This window comes from Ponticoccus litoralis (assembly GCF_039769985.1).
GTDB classification, from domain to species: Bacteria; Pseudomonadota; Alphaproteobacteria; order Rhodobacterales; family Rhodobacteraceae; genus Ponticoccus; species Ponticoccus litoralis.
This window is the reverse complement of record NZ_JBDNCH010000002.1, coordinates 3277924-3295832: the sequence shown is the minus strand read 5'-3', so window position 1 is coordinate 3295832 and position 17909 is coordinate 3277924. Positions and strand designations below refer to the sequence as shown.

Annotated in this window: 13 protein-coding genes and 5 pseudogenes; 3 read left to right on the top strand and 15 right to left on the bottom strand. The window is 65.9% G+C overall.

Going from position 1 to position 17909, the window contains the following annotated elements; translation table 11 throughout:
• Positions 1–40: 40 nt before the first annotated feature.
• A pseudogene (gene tgt / locus ABFB10_RS17380) lies at positions 41–1076 on the bottom strand (tRNA guanosine(34) transglycosylase Tgt); the annotation flags it as partial.
• A 170-nt stretch (positions 1077–1246) separates the two neighbouring features.
• On the opposite strand from tgt, the gene ABFB10_RS17375 reads away from it, so the two are divergent.
• From ABFB10_RS17375 to ABFB10_RS17365, 3 genes are all read left to right on the top strand, one after another.
• Entirely contained in the window at positions 1247–2989 is a 1743-nt protein-coding gene (locus ABFB10_RS17375; protein ID WP_347167458.1) for a glycosyltransferase family 2 protein, read from the top strand.
• Complete coding sequence (locus ABFB10_RS17370; protein WP_347167457.1) at positions 2986–3960, top strand: glycosyltransferase family 2 protein; 975 nt, start codon at positions 2986–2988, stop codon at positions 3958–3960. The genes ABFB10_RS17375 and ABFB10_RS17370 overlap by 4 nt, the downstream gene beginning before the upstream one ends.
• Positions 3961–4121: 161 nt before the next feature.
• A complete protein-coding gene (locus ABFB10_RS17365; protein ID WP_347167456.1) occupies positions 4122–5552 on the top strand; it encodes a DEAD/DEAH box helicase in 1431 nt (476 codons plus the stop codon).
• Between the two features lie 104 nt (positions 5553–5656).
• On the opposite strand, the gene ABFB10_RS17360 is transcribed toward ABFB10_RS17365, so the two are convergent.
• The 14 genes and pseudogenes from ABFB10_RS17360 to ABFB10_RS17295 all read right to left on the bottom strand — a co-directional run bounded on the left by ABFB10_RS17360 (position 5657) and on the right by ABFB10_RS17295 (position 17794).
• A complete protein-coding gene (locus ABFB10_RS17360; protein WP_347167455.1) occupies positions 5657–6082 on the bottom strand; it encodes an OsmC family protein in 426 nt (141 codons plus the stop codon).
• Positions 6083–6543: 461 nt separating this feature from the next.
• Positions 6544–8212, bottom strand: a pseudogene (locus tag ABFB10_RS17355) (ribonuclease J).
• 5 nt (positions 8213–8217) lie between these two features.
• Positions 8218–8992: pseudogene (locus ABFB10_RS17350) on the bottom strand (type III pantothenate kinase).
• A 26-nt stretch (positions 8993–9018) separates the two neighbouring features.
• On the bottom strand, positions 9019–9753 hold the full coding sequence (locus ABFB10_RS17345; RefSeq protein WP_347167454.1) for a biotin--[acetyl-CoA-carboxylase] ligase: 735 nt from the start codon (positions 9751–9753) through the stop codon (positions 9019–9021).
• A gap of 75 nt (positions 9754–9828) precedes the next feature.
• The gene (nuoN, locus tag ABFB10_RS17340) at positions 9829–11271 is read right to left on the bottom strand and encodes an NADH-quinone oxidoreductase subunit NuoN (protein WP_347167453.1); all 1443 of its coding nucleotides are present in this window, start codon (positions 11269–11271) and stop codon (positions 9829–9831) included.
• 12 nt (positions 11272–11283) lie between these two features.
• A pseudogene (locus ABFB10_RS17335) lies at positions 11284–12862 on the bottom strand (NADH-quinone oxidoreductase subunit M).
• Positions 12863–12931: 69 nt separating this feature from the next.
• Positions 12932–15019, bottom strand: a pseudogene (gene nuoL, locus ABFB10_RS17330) (NADH-quinone oxidoreductase subunit L); the annotation flags it as partial.
• Between the two features lie 12 nt (positions 15020–15031).
• Positions 15032–15178 carry a hypothetical protein gene (locus ABFB10_RS17325; protein ID WP_347167452.1) on the bottom strand — a complete coding sequence of 49 codons (147 nt, stop codon included), beginning with the start codon at positions 15176–15178 and terminating at the stop codon, positions 15032–15034.
• A gap of 4 nt (positions 15179–15182) precedes the next feature.
• Positions 15183–15488: an NADH-quinone oxidoreductase subunit NuoK gene (nuoK, locus tag ABFB10_RS17320; RefSeq protein WP_023849383.1), complete on the bottom strand. Its 306-nt coding sequence runs from the start codon at positions 15486–15488 to the stop codon at positions 15183–15185.
• A 182-nt stretch (positions 15489–15670) separates the two neighbouring features.
• Positions 15671–15862 (bottom strand): hypothetical protein, encoded by a 192-nt coding sequence (locus tag ABFB10_RS17315; protein ID WP_347167451.1) that lies wholly within the window; start codon positions 15860–15862, stop codon positions 15671–15673.
• Positions 15859–16461, bottom strand: coding sequence for an NADH-quinone oxidoreductase subunit J (locus tag ABFB10_RS17310; protein WP_023849385.1), 603 nt, complete (start codon positions 16459–16461; stop codon positions 15859–15861). The genes ABFB10_RS17315 and ABFB10_RS17310 overlap by 4 nt, the downstream gene beginning before the upstream one ends.
• Complete coding sequence (locus tag ABFB10_RS17305) at positions 16458–16865, bottom strand: carboxymuconolactone decarboxylase family protein (RefSeq protein ID WP_206564876.1); 408 nt, start codon at positions 16863–16865, stop codon at positions 16458–16460. Before ABFB10_RS17305 ends, ABFB10_RS17310 begins: the two co-directional genes overlap by 4 nt.
• 69 nt (positions 16866–16934) lie before the next feature.
• Positions 16935–17429, bottom strand: coding sequence for an NADH-quinone oxidoreductase subunit NuoI (gene nuoI / locus ABFB10_RS17300; protein WP_347167450.1), 495 nt, complete (start codon positions 17427–17429; stop codon positions 16935–16937).
• Entirely contained in the window at positions 17429–17794 is a 366-nt protein-coding gene (locus ABFB10_RS17295; RefSeq protein WP_347167449.1) for a hypothetical protein, read from the bottom strand. Before ABFB10_RS17295 ends, nuoI begins: the two co-directional genes overlap by 1 nt.
• Positions 17795–17909 lie beyond the last annotated feature (115 nt).

Genomic DNA, 17909 nt, shown 5'->3' with positions numbered 1-17909 from the left:
ATTCGGCAAAGCGGCCCTCGGCGATCGCGCCGCGCATGCCCTGCATCAGCTCCTGGTAGTAATGCAGGTTGTGCCAGGTCAGCAGCATGCCCGCGATCATCTCTCCGGTGCGATAGACGTGATGCAGGTAGGCCCGCGAATAGGACCGGCAGCAGGGGCAGGTGCAGGCTTCGTCCAGCGGCCTCGGATCGTCCGCATGGCGGGCATTCTTCAGGTTGACCTGCCCCCGCCGGGTCCAGGCCTGCCCGGTGCGCCCCGACCGGGACGGCAGGACGCAATCCATCATGTCGATGCCGCGCGCCACGGCCCCCACGATGTCCTGAGGCTTGCCCACCCCCATCAGGTAGCGCGGCTTGTCCTCGGGCAGGAACCCCGGCGCGTAGTCGAGACAGGCGAACATCGCCTCCTGTCCTTCGCCGACCGCAAGACCGCCCACCGCGTAGCCGTCGAAGCCGATGGACACCAGCGCCTTGGCGCTTTCCTCGCGCAGATCGCGTTCCAGCCCACCCTGCATGATGCCGAACAGCATATGCCCCGGCTCGGTCGCCAAAGGCCTCGCGCGAGCGCGCCGCCCACCGCATCGACAGCGCCATGCTCTCGGCGATCCGGCCCCGGTCGGCGGGCAAGGCCGGGCATTCGTCGAAGGCCATGACGATATCCGACCCCAGAAGCCGCTGGATCTCCATGCTGCGCTCGGGCGTCAGCATGTGCTTCGACCCGTCCACATGGCTGCGGAAGGCCACACCTTCCTCGGTCAGCTTGCGCAGGTCGGCCAGGCTCATCACCTCGAACCCGCCCGAATCCGTCAGGATCGGCCGTTCCCAGTTCATGAAGCGGTGCAACCCGCCCAGCCGCGCGATCCGCTCGGCACCGGGCCGCAGCATCAGGTGGTAGGTATTGCCCAGCAGGATATCCGCGCCGGTCTCGCGCACGCTTTCGGGCATCATGCCCTTCACCGTCGCCGCCGTACCCACCGGCATGAAGGCCGGCGTGCGAATCTCTCCGCGCGGGGTGCGGATCACGCCCAGTCGCGCCTGCCCGTCGCGGGCCTGAACCGTATAGGATGTCTGTGTCATGAGGCTTCATGGCAAACCCCGCGCGATTTGAAAAGGCCCGCAACGCCCGCCCCGCGCGCCAACCCGAGGAGAAGGCCAAGGGCCGCCCGACGAGACCCCTGCGCGCGCAGCGCCCCTTTGGATGAAATGCCCGCTTGCCCCGGCGCGCGGGCTTCGCCAATCATGCGCTTATGAGCAGAACCCCGGTCTACAAGGGCGGCATGGATGCCGTCATCGCCCAGTACGAAGGCCGCCGAGACCCCTTCGAGCACCGCGCGGACGAGGGCCTGCCCCCCGCCGATCTCGACCTCGGGCCGCTGACGCAAAGCCGCATCACGCCCCCCGGGGAAGATCCGCGCCATGCCCCGCCGTTCCGATCCGCCCTGCATCGCAAGACCTTCCAGATCCGCGAGGAGCTGACCGGCGCCTCGGACCTCTGCGCGCTCAACGCGCTTCTGATCTCGCACCTGCGCAAGCGCAGCGCTCCGCCCGAGGCCGCCGTGCTGTTCCAGCGCCTCTGGGCCGAACAGGGTGCGCATTTGCTGGCCGAGCTCGATCCGCGCTGGCTGGTGTCGTCCATCACCACCTTCGGCGACCACGGCACGACCACCGTGCAGCGGTCCGTCGGGCTGGCGCTGACCGTGCTTTTCGGGATGATGAAACTCTACGAGACAGAGCGGCTTTATTCCGGCACCCCCTCGGACAAGGCCTTTGTTCTCGATGGGAAAATTCGCGGCACCCTGCCGATGGAGATGAACAGCTACAGCCTTGTGAACGGCGGGCTCGACGTCAACCTGCTGGGCCGTCTCTGGCAAGAGGCCGAGGATGACGTCGTCATCCAGCCGCTCGCGCATCACCTCTTGGACATGCTGATCCACGACCCCAACACGCTGTTCCGGCGCCTGCGGGTCATGAGCCAGCGCAAGACCCGGCGCGAAAAGGACGACCCCGCCGCCAAGCCGCGCCGGTCGAACATCGCCCCGGTTCCGGCCACGCCGCTGGACCCGCGCACCCTGCGCTGGGGCCTCGTCTCGACCGTCAAGGCGCCGCTCGACCGCATCGCGCGCTTCGCCGCCTACCATCTCGACCTCGGCGCCCATGCTCTGCACCTCTACCTCGACGAACCCGATGAGGCCGCGGCGCGCTACCTCACGCAGGTTCCTCGCGTGACGGTTACACAATGCGACGCAACATATTGGGAAAACACGGGAAAGAAGAGGCCAGAGGCACACCAGCTTCGGCAGGCCCACAATGCGACCCGCAGCCTGCGCGCCTCCGCCGGAGACCTCGACTGGCTGGGTCACATCGACGTCGACGAGTTCATCCTGACCGACCGCCCGATGCCCGAGACCCTTGCCGCCGTCCCGCCCGGCACCGCGATCACCCGCCTGCCGCCGGCAGAGGCGTTGGCCCTGCTCGAAGGTCTCCCGCGCCACTTCAAGCTGACCCACAAGCAGGCCGGCGTGAAGAAGGCACAGCTGCAGGATATCTACCCGACCTTCGGCCTGCACCTCTACGGCGGGTTCCTGTCGCATACCTCGGGCAAGGTCTTTGCCCGCACCGGCATTGCCGACACGCGGCTGGGCATCCACACGCTGAAACACATGGGGGAAGACGCCACAAACCGCTTCAAGCCCGCCGGGCTGTACCTTGCCCACCTGCATGCGCCAAACTGGGAGCATTTCCGCAACCACCTGAAATTCCGTCAGGAAAAGGGATCCTACCGCGCCCGCGCCGACCGGCCCGAACTGGGACAGGCAGAGCTGTTGCGCTTCCTCTCCGAAGAGGGCGAGGAAGCGCTGCGCAGCTTCTTCGACGAGGTCTGCGCCGATACACCGAGGCTGCGCGAGGCGCTGTCGGCGCACGGCATGCTGCTGACCCGCGACCTCGACCTCGACGGCGCGGTCCGGCGGGTCTACGGGGCGCTGCCATGACCACATGGGGCACCGTGACCACCGTGAAGGCGCCGCTGCGCACGATCCTGACCTTCGCCGCCTGGCATCTTGAACAGGGCGCGCACCGGCTGTTCTTCTACCTCGACGAGGACGCGCCAGAGACGCTGGCCGTGCTGAAGGCGCACCCGAAAATCCGGGCCTGGCACACCGATGCCGCCTGGTGGGCCAAGCGCAAGGGTCGCCCCGACAAGCATCAGGCACGGCAGGGGCTGAACGCGCGCCACGCCAACAATCGCAAGGCCGAAACGGACTGGCTGGCGCATATCGATATCGATGAATTTCTATTATCAGACAAACCGATAACAGAACATCTTCACGCTCTGCCTGAGGATTGCCTCTGCGCCCGCCTGCGCCCGGTCGAGGCCTTGGCGCCCGGTTCCGGCACGGCACCGGGAGAGACCGCCTTCAAGGCCTTCCACCTTGCGCAGGGTCCCCGGCAAGAGGCGGCAGAGGACTGCTTTCCCACCTGGGGCCCGCATCTGTCCGGCGGTTTTCTCAGCCATGTCGCGGGCAAGCTGTTCTTCCGCGCGGGCACGCCCGGCCTGCAGATCAAGATCCACAATCTCAGCCTGAACGGACAGGACAACCTGTGGCAGCAGGCCCTTCCCGGTATCGAGCTTGGCCATTTCCATGCCGCCGACTGGCAGCATTTCATCGACGCCTACCGCTTCCGGCTGGCCCGCGGTTCCTACCGGTCAGAGCTGAAGCCGCAGGTCCGGCGCGACGGGGCCGTGAACCTGCATGACCTCTTTGCCATGATAGAGGACACCGGCGGCGAACCCGCCCTGCGCGCCTTCTTCGACGAGGTCTGCACCGCAGGCGCCGACCTCTGCGCCCGGCTGGACCGCCACGGCCTGCTGCGCCGCCACCGCATGGATCTTGACGGGATCCGGGACAAGCACTTCCCCGGCGTTCCGGTGGCCCCGGACAGCACCTCAAACGCACCCTAGCCCCGGCGCCTGCGCTGTGATCACGCACGGATTGACCTTTCCGGGGTTTTTCCCTATAGCGCCGCCACGGGGTATCAAGCGACTTCACGCCGGGCCAGCCGGGTCCGCCCCCTGACAGATGTGCGGGCCAGGCCACCAGTGTCCGCAAACTACGGACACACATGACAAAATTTTCTGACCTGAACCTCAGCCCCAAAGTCCTGAAAGCCATCGAAGAGGCGGGATACGAGACGCCGACGCCGATTCAGGCAGGCGCCATTCCCCATGCCCTCGAAGGCAAGGACGTTCTCGGGATCGCCCAGACCGGCACCGGCAAGACCGCCTCCTTCACCCTTCCGATGATCTGCAAGCTGGCCCGTGGCCGCGCCCGCGCCCGGATGCCGCGCAGCCTTGTGCTGTGCCCCACGCGCGAACTGGCCGCGCAGGTCGCCGAGAACTTCGACACCTATTCCAAATACGTGAAGCTGACGAAGGCGCTGCTGATCGGCGGCGTGTCCTTCAAGGAACAAGACATTCTGATCGACAAGGGCGTCGACGTGCTGATCGCCACGCCCGGTCGCCTGCTGGACCATTTCGAGCGCGGCAAGCTGCTGTTGACCGGCATCGAGATCATGGTGGTCGACGAAGCCGACCGCATGCTCGACATGGGGTTCATCCCCGATATCGAGCGCATCTTCAGCCTGACGCCCTTCACCCGGCAGACGCTGTTCTTCTCGGCCACCATGGCGCCCGAGATCGAGCGCATCACCAATACCTTCCTGTCGGCCCCGGCACGGATCGAGGTGGCGCGCCAGGCCACCGCCTCCGAGACCATCGAACAGGGCGCCGTTGTCTTCAAGCCGTCGCGCCGCGACCGCGAAGGCACCGAAAAGCGCAATGTGCTGCGCGCGCTGATCGACCAGGAAGGCGAGGCCTGCACCAACGCGATCATCTTCTGCAACCGCAAGGTCGATGTGGACGTGGTCGCCAAGTCGCTGAAGAAATACGGCTATAACGCCGCGCCGATTCATGGCGACCTTGACCAGTCGACCCGGATGAAGACGCTCGACGGCTTCCGCAACGGCGAGGTGCGTCTGCTGATCGCCTCTGACGTGGCGGCGCGGGGCCTCGATATTCCGGCGGTCAGCCACGTCTTCAATTTCGATGTGCCCAGCCATGCCGAGGACTACGTCCACCGCATCGGACGCACCGGGCGCGCCGGACGGTCCGGCAAGGCCTTCACCATCAGCACGCCGCGCGACGAGAAGTATTTCGAAGCGGTCGAAAAGCTGATCCAGAAGGAAATCCCGCGTATCGACAACCCGGTGAAGAGCGCCCCCGCGCCCGCCGCCGAACCGGAAGAGAAGCCCGAGGCCCGCAGCGACGAGGGCGAAAGCCGCTCGCGGTCGCGCACCCGCAGCCGGTCCCGCAAGGACGAGCCGCGCAACGACCGCCCCGAGCGCAGCCCGCGCGCAGATCGGGGTGACCGGTCGGTCCGCAATGACCGGCCCGAGCGCGGCGACCGCCGCGGCGGCGGCAGCAATGTCGTGGGCATGGGCGATCACATGCCCGAGTTCATCGCGCTCAGCTTCGACGAGCGTCGCGCCTCCTGACAGGTCGGAGGGGCCGCCAAGGGCGTCCCCTCGTCACCCGGCGCCGGGCAATCGCTACCATTGTAGAACCCAACATCCCGACGCGCCCGGGATTACGCGTACCATCAGGCCAGCGTGGCCTGCATCGTGATCTCGCAGTTCAGCAGCTTCGAGATCGGGCAGCCGGCCTTGGCCGCCTCTGCCGCCTTCATGAAGTCTTCCTCCGACGCACCGGGGACCTTGGCGGCCACCGTCAGGTGACTTTTCTTCACGGCGAACCCCTCACCGTCCTTGTCCATCGACACCTTGGCCGTCGTCGAGATCTCTTCCGCGGTCAGGTCGCTTTGCCCCAGGATCATCGACAGCGCCATGGAAAAGCAGCTGGCATGGGCGGCGGCGATCAGTTCTTCGGGGTTTGTGCCCGCCTGCCCTTCGAACCGGGTGTTGAAGCCGTAGGGCTGATCCTTCAAAGCCGTGCTTTCGGTCGAGACGGTGCCCTTGCCGTCCTTGAGGCCACCCATCCATTTCGCGGAACCGGCTTTCGTGATCATGGTCTTGCTCCTTTTGTCCATTTCGCGACAAACGCGATACAGAAGGAACGTGGCCCGCGTGGCCCGAGTTCCCCCAGCCGCGTCAGACTTCGCGATTTGTTAAGACAGGCCGTGCAAGCCTTGCACCACGCGGCCTGCCCCGCGACAGGGAACGCTTCATGACGCCTACGTTGGCGCCTTCGTACGCTGCCCCGTCCCGCTCCGGGCGCAGGCCAGTCAGGAGGGGTTCGACTGCCCCTGCAGGGTCCGCGACACCTCGGCCCGGGGCGCAAGGCTGTCGGTCGCACCGCGTCCTTCCGCAGGCCCGGCCACCGGCTTTGCAGCGATAGGCTGCGCACAGACCCCGGCATCCAGCGGAGGAAGGTCCGCCCGTCGCCGGGGGCAGTCAGATCTGGCGCAGGCCGTCCGCGCCGCCCCTTATTACCCGCTGGCGGCGCGGTTCGGCAGCCCTGCGTCGCGGCTCAGCTCAGGCGGCTGACGACAACGGTGACCTCGGGCTTCTTGCCGATCTCGTTCAGGGTGCTCTGGCGCGTGACGCGGCGCAGCCCCTCTTCCAGCTTGTCGTCGTCGGTCAGGGTCTTGTCCCCGGCCCGGCCCATGAACTGCGACAGATCCTCTTCCAGAACGTCGACCAGCGGCGCATGGCTGCGCCCCATCTCGGGCAGGCCCATGGTCTCGCACCAGGGCTCGCCCAGCGGCTGGTCGTCCTCGTCCAGGATCACGGTCACGATCACATGCCCGTTCAGCGCCATGCGGATGCGGTCGCGTACGATGCCGTCCAGCGCGCCGATCTGCACAGAGCCATCGAGGTAGGTGCGCCCGGTCTCGATGTATTCGACCACCCCGGGCTCGTTGCCGGAAAGGTCGATCATCATGCCGTTGACCGCCAGCACCCCCTTGCGCCCCTTGGCAGAGGCGATGCGCGCGTGTTCGCGCAGGTGCCGGTGTTCGCCGTGCATGGGCACCACGACCTGCGGCTGCACCACGTCGTGCACGGTCTCAAGGTCCAGCTCGGTTGGCGTGGCCCGAGACGTGGTAGTCGCCCATGCCGTCATCGACCACGTCGACGCCCTTTTCGGACAGCTGGTTCATGATGCGGAACACGTCCCGTTCGTTGCCCGGGATGGTCTTGGAGGAGAACAGGAAGAGGTCGCCCTCCTGCAGCTCGATGCCATTGTACTTGCCACGCGCCAGCTGCGCCGAAGCGGCCCGGCGCTCGCCCCGGCTGCCGGTGACCAGCAGCATGACGTTTTCGCGCGGGATCGAGGTCACATCCTCGGGTCCGATCACCTTGGGGAAGGACGACAAGACACCGGTCTCGACCGCCGCCTCGATCATCCGCCGCATGGCGCGACCCAGAAGGCAGATCGACCGGCCCGCGCGGTCGCCCGCCTCGGCCAGCGTCTTCACCCGCGCCACGTTCGACGCGAAGGTGGTGGCCACGACCATGCTTTTTGCCTCGGCCACCAGCTTTTCCACCGCCGGGCCGACAGTCGCCTCGGACCGGCCGGGATGGCGCGAGAACACGTTGGTCGAATCGCAGACCAGCGCCTTCACCCCGTCCTTCGACACCTCGGCCCAAAGCTCGGGATCCCAAGCCTCGCCCACCAGCGGCGTGCGGTCCAGCTTGAAGTCGCCGGTGTGGATGACGCGGCCCGCAGGGCTGTCGATCACCAGCCCCGAGCTTTCGGGGATCGAGTGCGAGATCGGCAGGAAGCCCACGGTGAAGGGCCCCAGCGTCACGGTTTCCGGCCAGGCCGACACGGTGCGCACGGCCTTCCCTTCGACCCCGTATTCCGCCAGCTTGTGCCGCGCGATATTCGAGGTGAAGGCCCGCGCGTAGATCGGCGCGCCCAGCTGTTCGAAGGTGTGGCCCACGGCGCCGACGTGGTCCTCATGCGCGTGGGTGATCAGCACCGCCTCGATCCGGTGGCGGTTTTCTTTCAGCCAGCTGATGTCGGGGATGATCAGGTCGACGCCCGGTGTGGTGTCCATGTCCGGGAATGTCACGCCGATATCGACGACGATCAGGCGCTCTTCGCCCGGTTTGCCGTAGCCGTAGACGTAGCAGTTCATGCCGATTTCCCCGGCGCCGCCGAGGGGAAGATAGATCAGTCTGTTGTCGCTCATGTGCCTCAATCCTGTAAGCTGTTGTATTTATGGATCTCGGTCAGCCCATGCATCGTCAGATCCTCGCGGAACTCATCGAAAAGGTCCGCCGATTGCTGGAATAGGGGCGCCAGCCCGCCCGTCGATATCACCCGCATCGGGCGGTCGCGCTCGCCCTTGATGCGGTCACAGATCTCGCGCACGAGACCCACGTAACCCCAGAAGATGCCCGACTGCATGCAGGCAACCGTATTGGTGCCCACGACCCCCTGCGGGCGGGATATGTCCACATGCGGCAGCGCCGCCGCGGCCTGATGCAGCGCCTCCAGCGACAGGTTCACGCCGGGCGCGATCACGCCGCCGACATAGGCGCCGTCGTGATCCACCACGTCGAAGGTCGTCGCGGTGCCAAAATCCACGATGATCAGGTCGCCGCCGCACAGGCTGTAGCCCGCCACCGTGTTCACCAGCCGGTCCGGGCCGACCTGCGTGCCCGCATCGACACGCACGTCGATGGGCAGCAGGCAGTCGGGGCGGCCCACCACCAGCAGTACGGGTGTTGAAGTAGCGATCCGCCAGAACCCGCAGGTTGAAGACCACGCGCGGCACGGTCGAGGACACGATCATGTCGGTGATATCCGCCTCGATGCCCTGAAACTCCATCAGGGTCGACAGCCAGACGTAATACTGGTCCGCCGTGCGCCGGTGTTCCGTCGAGGTGCGCCAGGTCGCAATGAAGCGTTCACCGTCCCAGATCGAGAAAACGGTGTTGGTATTGCCGCAGTCAATGGCAAGAAGCATGGGCGTCCCGATTCAGGCAGGTGGGTTCAGAAGAAGACGTCCGCGGCAGCGATGGCCACGCGGCCCTTGGGCGTCTTTAGGACAAGTCGACCGGCCTCGTCCACCGTCTCGAAGGTTCCGGTCAGGGTCTCGCGCCCGGTCCGCGCGGTGATCTCTTCGCCCAGGCGCGCGGCCCGCGCCAGCCAGGCCTCGCGGATCGGGCCGAAACCATAGGTCACCAGACGTTCCTCGTGGCTGGCCCAGGCCACGGCCAGGGCCTCCAGCAGCGCCTCGGGTGTCACGCGCACGCCGGTCTCCGCCAGCACCGACACCGGCAGGACGGCGCCGCTCTCGACCTCTGCGGCCTCGGGCGCGGCCACCAGGTTCACCCCGATGCCCACCGCCAGCGCGCCCTGCCCCAGCCCCTCCAGCAGGATGCCCGCCACCTTGCCGTGGTTCATCAGCACATCGTTCGGCCACTTCAGCGCAAGACCCGCCGCCGTGCCCGTCACCGCCTCCAACCCGTCGTATAGCGCCAGCGCCGCCACGAAGGACCGCAGCGCAACCCGGTCCGGCGGCTCGTCCAGCCGCACCACCAGCGTCGCCGCGAAATTGCCGGCGGGCATGACCCAGCCGCGCCCGCGCCGCCCGCGCGCCGCGGTCTGCCGCAGGCCCAGGATCCACTCGGGCCCGACCAGCCCGGGGGCCAGCCGCGCGGCCTCGGCATTGGTGCTGTCGACCTCCGCCAGCACCCGCCGCCCATAGCCCGATGGCCAGCCCATCAGGATCGGCCCCCGGCTTCTTCTTGGCAAAAATACCCTCCGCCGGAGGCTCCTGCCGCCGCGACCCGTGCAGCCCTATCGGACAAGCGTCACCGCCGCGGCCTGCGCCGCGCCCTCGATCCCGAAGAGGTTCACCACGCCCGCGACCATGATGATCGCCGAGGCCATCAGGAAGCCCGTCAGCACCGGCGACCGCCCGCCGTCCAGCGCATCCTCGCGGTCCTCGCCGAAGTACATGTAGTAGACGATCCGCAGGTAGTAGAAGGCGCCGATGACCGAGGCCACCACCCCCGCCACCGCAAGCCAGGCCAGCCCGGCGTCATAGGCGGCGCGCAGCACGTAGAGCTTGCCGAAAAAGCCCACCAGCGGCGGCACACCGGCCAGCGAGAACAAGAGCACCAGCATGGCCAGCGCCTTGCCGGGTTCCTTGCGGGAATACATTCCCAGCGCCTCGATATCCGTGACCGGGTGTCCGTCCCGCTCCATCGAGAGGATGAAGGCGAAGGTGCCGACGTTCATGGTGACGTAGATCGCCATGTAGATCAGCATGGCCTGCACACCCAGCGCGGTCCCGGCGGCCAGCCCCATCAGCGCATAGCCCATATGGGCGATCGAGGAATAGGCCATCAGCCGCTTGATGTCGCGCTGCCCGATCGCCGCCACCCCGCCAAGGAACATCGACAGAAGCGACAGAAGCGCCACCACCTGCCCCCAGTCCGAGGTGACGGTGCCGAAGGCGTCGAACATCACGCGTGCAAACAGGCCCATGGCCGCAACCTTGGGCGCGGTGGCGAAGAAGGCGGTGACCGGCGTGGGCGAGCCCTCGTAGACGTCCGGCGTCCACATGTGGAAGGGCACGGCAGAGACCTTGAACGCGAGGCCCGAGATCAGCAGCACCAGCCCCAGCAGCAGCCCGATGGAGATCTCCCCGTCAGAGGCCGTGGCGATGATGCCCGAGAACAGCGTCGTGCCGGCATAGCCGTAGACCAGCGAGGCGCCGTAAAGCAGCAGGCCCGAGGACAGCGCGCCCAGCACGAAATACTTCAGCCCCGCCTCGGTCGACTTGGCGCTGTCCCGGCGCAGCGCCGCGACGACGTAAAGCGCCAGCGACTGCAGTTCGAGCCCCATGTAAAGCGCCATCAGGTCGCCCGCAGAGACCATCATCATCATGCCCACCGCGGCCAGCGCGATTAGCAGCGGGTATTCGAAGCGCAACAACCCGCGTCTTGCCATGTAGCCCTCGGACATCAGCAGCACGCAGGCGGCGGACACCAGGATCACGATCTTGGAAAACCGCGCAAAGCCGTCGTCGTTGAACATGCCGCCAAAGGCGGTGCGCGTGCCCTCTCCGGTTGTCCCGATCCAGAAGGCCACCGCGAGGAACAGCCCCGAGGTCAGCCAGACCAGCAGCGGCGCCGCCTTGTCCTTGCCGGTGTAGACCGCCGCGACCAGCGCCACCATGGCATAGATGGACAGCAGGATTTCCGGCAGGATGATATTGAGATCAGCCGTCAGCATGGCGCCCTCTCCTCAGTGGTCCGCATCCGCGACCTGCGTGGTCGCGGGCGAAAGATCGGCGGCGGCGACCGCCTTGTCGTATTGGCTCAAGAGCGCTTCGACCGAGGGGCCGATGCGGTCGAGGATCGGCGCCGGGTAGACCCCCATCCAGATCGTCATGACCACCAGCGGTGCAAAAATCGCCTTTTCGCGGGTCGTCATGTCCTTGATGGTGCGCAGGCTTTCCTTGATCAGATCGCCCATGACCACGCGGCGATACAGCCACAGCGCATAGCCCGCCGACAGGATCACCCCCAGCGCCGCGACGGCGGCGACCCAGGTGTTGACCTGGAAGATCCCCATCAGCGTCAGGAACTCGCCGATGAAACCGCTTGTCCCCGGCAGGCCGACATTGGCCATGGTGAACAGCATGAAGATCAGCGCATAGGCGGGCATCCGGTTCACCAGGCCGCCGTAGGCGTCAATGTCTCTGGTGTGCATGCGGTCGTAGATCACGCCCACACAGAGAAACAGCGCGCCCGAGATGAAGCCGTGGCTGATCATCTGGAAGATCGCCCCGTCGACGCCCTGCTGGTTCGCCGCAAAGATCCCCATGGTCACGTAGCCCATGTGGGCCACCGACGAATAGGCGATCAGCTTCTTCATGTCATCCTGCACCAGCGCCACGAGCGAGGTGTAGACGATGGCGATGGCCGACATCCACAGGACCAGCGGCGCCATGACCTCGGACCCGACCGGGAACATCGGCAGCGAGAAGCGCAGGAAGCCGTAGCCGCCCATCTTCAGCAGGATCGCCGCCAGCACCACCGACCCGGCGGTCGGCGCCTGAACGTGGGCGTCGGGCAGCCATGTATGCACAGGCCACATCGGCATCTTCACCGCGAAGCTGGCGAAGAAGGCCGAGGAACAGCATGGTCTGCATGCCGCCGATGATCTGGATGCCGAACAGGCTGAAGGTGCCGCTGTCGAAGCTGTGCGTCAGCAGCGCGGTCTGGCCCTCGCCGCAGGCGCCGATGCAGGTGGTGCCCGCCTCGGTATACATCGCCACCATGGCCACCAGCATCAGCACAGAGCCGAGGAAGGTGTAGAGGAAGAACTTGAAGCTCGCGTAGATGCGGTTCTTGCCGCCCCAGATGCCGATGATCAGGAACATCGGGATCAGGCCCGCCTCGAAGAAGAGGTAGAAGAGCACCAGGTCCAGCGCCATGAAGACGCCCAGCATCAGCGTTTCCAGCAGCAGGAATGCGATCATGTATTCCTTCACCCGGGTCGTCACGCCCCAGCTGGCCGCGATGGTCAGCGGCATCATGAAGGTCGTCAGCATCACGAAGAGCACCGAGATGCCGTCGACGCCCATGCGGTACTTCATGCCCAGAAGCCAGTCCGCCTCGTCCACCATCTGGAAGCCGGTGTCGGAGGGGTCGAACTGGAACAGGATGAACAGCGAGATCAGGAAGGTCGCCGTCGTGGTGATCAGCGCCAGCCAGCGGGCATTGCGGTCTGCCGCCTCGTCCCCGCCGCGCAGGAACAGCGCCATGATCAGCGCCGCAAGGGCGGGCAGGAAGGTGACGATGGAAAGTAGGTTGCCCATCAGTGCGCCCCCGGTCATGGTCATCCAGGTGATGAAGACGGCGATGCCGATCACCATGGCGAAAGCGTAAGTGAAGATATAGCCGGACTGCGCGCGCCCCGCGAGACGGGTGAAGAAGGGCACGATGCCCATGGCAATCCCGTTGATCCCGCCGTCGATGACATCGCCGTCGCCGCGCTTCCACAGGATGCGGCCAAGGCTTTTGGCAGGCCGCACGAAGAGGAAGTCATAGATCTCGTCGAAATACCACTTGTTCAGGAGGAACAGGTACAGCGGGCGCTGGCTTTCGGCCAGGCGCTTGGGCAGCGCCGGGTTCACGATATAGAAGATATAGGCCGTCACCAGACCGATCAGCATGGCGATGAAGGGGCTGATCTTGACCCATGTGGGTGCGTGGTGCGCCTCGTCCATGACGTGGTTGTCGGGGGCCATGTAGATCGCCCCCTCGGGTGCCATGGCGGGCAGCGCGGCATGGGTGCCGTCGGCCAGCGTCGCGTGATCGCCGGACGGATCGACCGCCTCGGCACCATCCGCTGTGGGCACTGCGCCCTCGGCCAGCTCCGCGTGCTCGGCCCCGTCGCCATGCTCCGCCCCTGCGCCCTGCTCGGCGGCCTCGGCGTGATGCGCGGGAATGCCGAAGAAGGCGTTGACCCGGTCGTGGTCCCCGAAGAAGGAGCCGTACCAGACCATCCCCGAGAAGACCGCGCCCAGACCCAGCACGCCCGGGGGCACCAGCATGACCGTCGGGCTTTCATGCGCGTGCTCATGCTTGTGCTTGTTGCCGCGCGGCTCGCCGTAGAAGGTCATGAACATCAGGCGCCACGAATAGAACGAGGTAAAGAGCGCCGCGATCACCAGCATCCAGAAGGCATAGCCCCCCGCCGTGCCGGCCCATGCGCTCTCGATCACCGCATCCTTGGACAGGAAGCCGGCAAAGCCGATGTGGGTCAGCGGGATGCCGACACCGGTGATGGCCAGCGTGCCGACCATCATCGCGGCAAAGGTATAGGGGATCTTCTTCCGCAGCCCGCCGTAGTTCCGCATGTCCTGCTCGTGGTGCATCGCGTGGATGACCGACCCGGCACCGAGGAAGAGCATCGCCTTGAAGAAGGCATGCGTGAAGAGGTGGAACATGGCGACCGAATAGACGCCGACGCCCGCCGCCACGAACATGTAGCCCAGCTGCGAACAGGTCGAATAGGCGATCACGCGCTTGATGTCGTTTTGCACCAGACCCACGGTCGCCGCGAAGAAGGCGGTGGTCGCGCCGAGGATCGTGATGAACATGGTGGCGTGCGGCGCGAACTCCATCAGCGGCGACATGCGGCAGACAAGGAAGACGCCCGCCGTCACCATGGTGGCCGCGTGGATCAGCGCCGAAACCGGCGTCGGGCCTTCCATGGCGTCGGGCAGCCATGTGTGCAGCAGCAGCTGCGCCGACTTGCCCATGGCGCCGATGAACAGCAGCACCGCCACCAGCTCTGCCGCGTTCCACGAGGTCCAGAGGAAGGTGATCTGCGTCTGCGCCAGTTCGGGCACGGCGGCAAAGACATCGTCGAAGCGCACGGAATCCGTGAGGTAGAACAGCGCGATGATCCCAAGCAGGAAGCCGAAGTCGCCGACCCGGTTGACGATGAAGGCCTTCATCGCCGCCGCATTGGCCGAAGGCTTGCGGTAGTAGAAGCCGATCAGCAGGTAGGAGGCGACACCCACGCCCTCCCAGCCGAAGAACATCTGCACGAGGTTGTCCGAGGTCACCAGCATCAGCATGGCGAAGGTGAAGAAGGACAGGTAGGCGAAGAAGCGCGCCTTGTAGCTTTCCTCGCCCTCCTTGAAGTTCTCGTCATGGGCCATGTAGCCGAAGGAGTACAGGTGCACGAGCGCCGAAACCGTGGTGACGACGATCAGCATGATCGAGGTCAGGCGGTCCAGCCGGATCGACCACTCGGTCGACAGCGTGCCGCTTTCGATCCAGCGCATCACCGGAATCTGCTGCGTTTCCGGCCCGTGGGTCAGGAAGACGATCCACGAGAAGGCACAGGCGAGGAACAGCAGGCCGGTGGTGACCCATTGCGCGCCCCGGATCGAGATGAAGCGCCAGCCGAAGCCCGCGATCAGGCTGCCCAGCAGGGGCGCGAAGAGGATGATGGTTTCCATGGTATTGTCCTCTCAGCCCGCGATCATTGAAATCAGCAACAAAAGCTGCGGATCGGGATAGGGCAGCATCATGAACTTGGGGGCAGCCCATGCGATCGCATTTGCGGGTGTTCCTCCAATCAGAAGCATGAAACCCGGCAGACCAACGTTGGTGATCATCGGCTTAACCCTTCATCACGTTGACGTCTTCAACCGCGATGGTGCCACGGTTGCGGAAGAAGCAGACGAGGATCGCAAGGCCGATGGCCGCCTCGGCGGCGGCGACGGTCAACACAAACAGCGTGAAGACCTGCCCCACCAGATCGCCCAGATGGGTCGAGAAGGCCACGAGGTTGATGTTCACCGCCAGAAGCATCAGCTCGATGCTCATCAGCAGGATGATCACGTTCTTGCGGTTCAGGAAAAGCCCGAAGATGCCGATGACGAAAAGCACCGCCGCCACCGTCAGGTAATGTTCCAGTCCGATCATCTGTCCCCCTCGGGCCGCTCCGCCCGATTTGTGGTCTTGTCCGTCAGGGGCCGGTTCGCCGGTCCCTTGCTTGCGCGCCCCTGAAAGGCCGCGTTTCGTGGCGGCCTAGCCGCCGAAGTCGCCGCAGGCCACCGGAACCGCCGTCACGATGCCCACCGCGACCGCTGTCCAGGTCACTGCGTTCACGGCAGCCGCCCGCGCCGCAGAAGCCGCCAGCCGGGCATCCGGCTGCGCCAGCCCTCGCGCACATGCACGGGCACCAGCCGCATCGCCCGCCGCAGCAGCCATGCGCCCAGTGTCAGCTTGAAGGCCCAGAAGGCCGCATAGGCCGCCAGCCCTGCGGGCGACAGCATGAAGTCGAAGAATGCGCTCACAGCCCCTGCCCCGGTTTGACGTCGCGCAGCTCCATGGCCTTGGCCGGGTCGCGGTACATCTGCGCCAGCACGTCCTGGCGCTTCACGTCCTGGCGGTGGCGCAGCGTCAGGACGATGGCCCCGATCATCGCCACCAGCAGGATCAGCCCGGCCAGCTGGAACAGCAGGAAGTAGCGGTCATACAGCAACATGCCCAGGGCCTGCGTGTTGTGCATCTCGGTGCCGATGGGCGCGGCGCGCTGCGCCTCGGCCATGTCCGAGGCGTCCCATGCGCCGAAGGCCATGACCAGCTGCATCAGGATCACCAGGCCGATCAGCAGCGCGAGCGGCATGTATTTCGCCATCTCGGCCTTCAGTTCGGCGAAATCCACGTCCAGCATCATCACCACGAAGAGGAACAGCACCGCGACCGCGCCGACGTAGACGATGACCAGCAGCATGGCCACGAACTCGGCGCCCATCAGGACAAAGAGCCCCGCAGACGACAGGAAGGCGAGGATCAGCCAGAGCACCGAATGCACCGGGTTGCGGCTGACGACGGTGAACAGCCCGCCCGCGATGGCACCGATCGCAAAGAGATAGAAGGCAAAGACGGTCATGTTTCGTCGTCCTTTCGGTCTGTCATGACCTCGCGCGCAAGGTCCATGGCCCGGGTCATGGCGGGAATGCCCGCGAACATCGACATCTGCGCGATGGTCTCGGCCACTTCCTCGTCGGTGGCGCCCGCCTCGAGCGCGTGGCGCACCGCCATGCGGAAGGGCGTTTCGGCCTGCGCGCCCTGCATGGTCATGCCCGCGATGGTCAGGAGCAGCCGCGTCTTGGCGTCCAGCCCGGACTGCGACATGCCCTTGCCGAACCACATCTCCATCGCGTCCTTGGACATGGTCGGCCAGAGCTTTTCAAAGCCCTTTGGATCGAAGGAGGAGAGCGCCGGGTTGAAGGCCTTGGCCATCTCCTGCGCCTGCTGCATCATCAGCTCGAAGGGGGTCTTGGCGTCAGACATCGCGGCTCTCCCGACCATGGATTTTGGAAAATCCATGGCAAAAATCCTCGAAGATTTTTGCGTCGTGGGTCATCGGTAGGGGGCGTCCAGTTCGAGGTTGCGGGCAATCTCGGCCTCCCAGCGGTCGCCGTTCTCAAGCAGTTTCTGCTTGTCGTAGAACAGTTCCTCGCGGGTCTCGGTCGAGAACTCGAAGTTCGGACCCTCGACAATGGCATCGACCGGGCAGGCCTCCTGGCAGAAGCCGCAGTAGATGCATTTGGTCATGTCGATGTCGTAGCGCGTCGTGCGGCGCGAGCCGTCGTCGCGCGGTTCGGCGTCGATGGTGATCGCCTGCGCCGGGCAGATCGCCTCGCAAAGCTTGCAGGCGATGCAGCGTTCCTCGCCATTCGGGTAGCGCCGCAGGGCATGCTCGCCGCGGAAACGCGGGCTCAGCGGGCCCTTTTCATGCGGGTAGTTGACCGTGGCCTTGGGCGAGAAAAAGTATTTCAGGCCCAGCTGGAACCCCTTCACGAAGTCCGCGAGCAGGAAGTATTTCGCGGCACGGTCGTAATCCATGGTGGCCATCAAGAACTCCCCTGTGTCTGCGGCGCGCCCTGCGTCCGGGCCTCGAGGCGCTCGGCCTCGGAGGCGTCCATCAGCGGATCGCCGTTGGCGTCGTATTCCTGAAACCCGGTGCCGGCGCCGGGCGCCTGCATCGGCTGCTCGGCGTCCTGCTCCGGCTGCGCCGGGGCCCCGGCGGCTTTCTTCGCCTCGGTGGCCTGAACGTCGGCGGCCCAGCGGAACAGGGCGGCGGCGATCTCTGTCGCCTGCGGCATCAGGTTGCCGTCGCTGTCCACATCCGGCAGGCCGGTGTCGCGGACGACGAAATCGCCCAGTTCGATCATGTCGATGTATTTCGCGTCGAGGATCGCATTCTTGAGGTCGCTCATCGGGGTTCTCCCATGTCAGAGGCGACGGACGTCAGGCCCGCCGCTCTGCACAGCATAGCACCGAACGCCCGCCCCTTCTCGGGAAAGGCCGGGGCGCCGGTGCGGCAGACCATGC

Coding starts and splice junctions, on each gene's coding strand:
- ABFB10_RS17375 (WP_347167458.1), top strand. CDS start 1,247: ATGAGCAGAACCCCGGTCTACAAGGGCGGCATGGATGCCGTCATCGCC.
- ABFB10_RS17370 (WP_347167457.1), top strand. CDS start 2,986: ATGACCACATGGGGCACCGTGACCACCGTGAAGGCGCCGCTGCGCACG.
- ABFB10_RS17365 (WP_347167456.1), top strand. CDS start 4,122: ATGACAAAATTTTCTGACCTGAACCTCAGCCCCAAAGTCCTGAAAGCC.
- ABFB10_RS17360 (WP_347167455.1), bottom strand. CDS start 6,082: ATGATCACGAAAGCCGGTTCCGCGAAATGGATGGGTGGCCTCAAGGAC.
- ABFB10_RS17345 (WP_347167454.1), bottom strand. CDS start 9,753: ATGGGCTGGCCATCGGGCTATGGGCGGCGGGTGCTGGCGGAGGTCGAC.
- nuoN (WP_347167453.1), bottom strand. CDS start 11,271: ATGCTGACGGCTGATCTCAATATCATCCTGCCGGAAATCCTGCTGTCC.
- ABFB10_RS17325 (WP_347167452.1), bottom strand. CDS start 15,178: ATGATCACCAACGTTGGTCTGCCGGGTTTCATGCTTCTGATTGGAGGA.
- nuoK (WP_023849383.1), bottom strand. CDS start 15,488: ATGATCGGACTGGAACATTACCTGACGGTGGCGGCGGTGCTTTTCGTC.
- ABFB10_RS17310 (WP_023849385.1), bottom strand. CDS start 16,461: ATGACCGTCTTTGCCTTCTATCTCTTTGCGATCGGTGCCATCGCGGGC.
- ABFB10_RS17305 (WP_206564876.1), bottom strand. CDS start 16,865: ATGTCTGACGCCAAGACCCCCTTCGAGCTGATGATGCAGCAGGCGCAG.
- nuoI (WP_347167450.1), bottom strand. CDS start 17,429: ATGGCCACCATGGATTACGACCGTGCCGCGAAATACTTCCTGCTCGCG.
- ABFB10_RS17295 (WP_347167449.1), bottom strand. CDS start 17,794: ATGAGCGACCTCAAGAATGCGATCCTCGACGCGAAATACATCGACATG.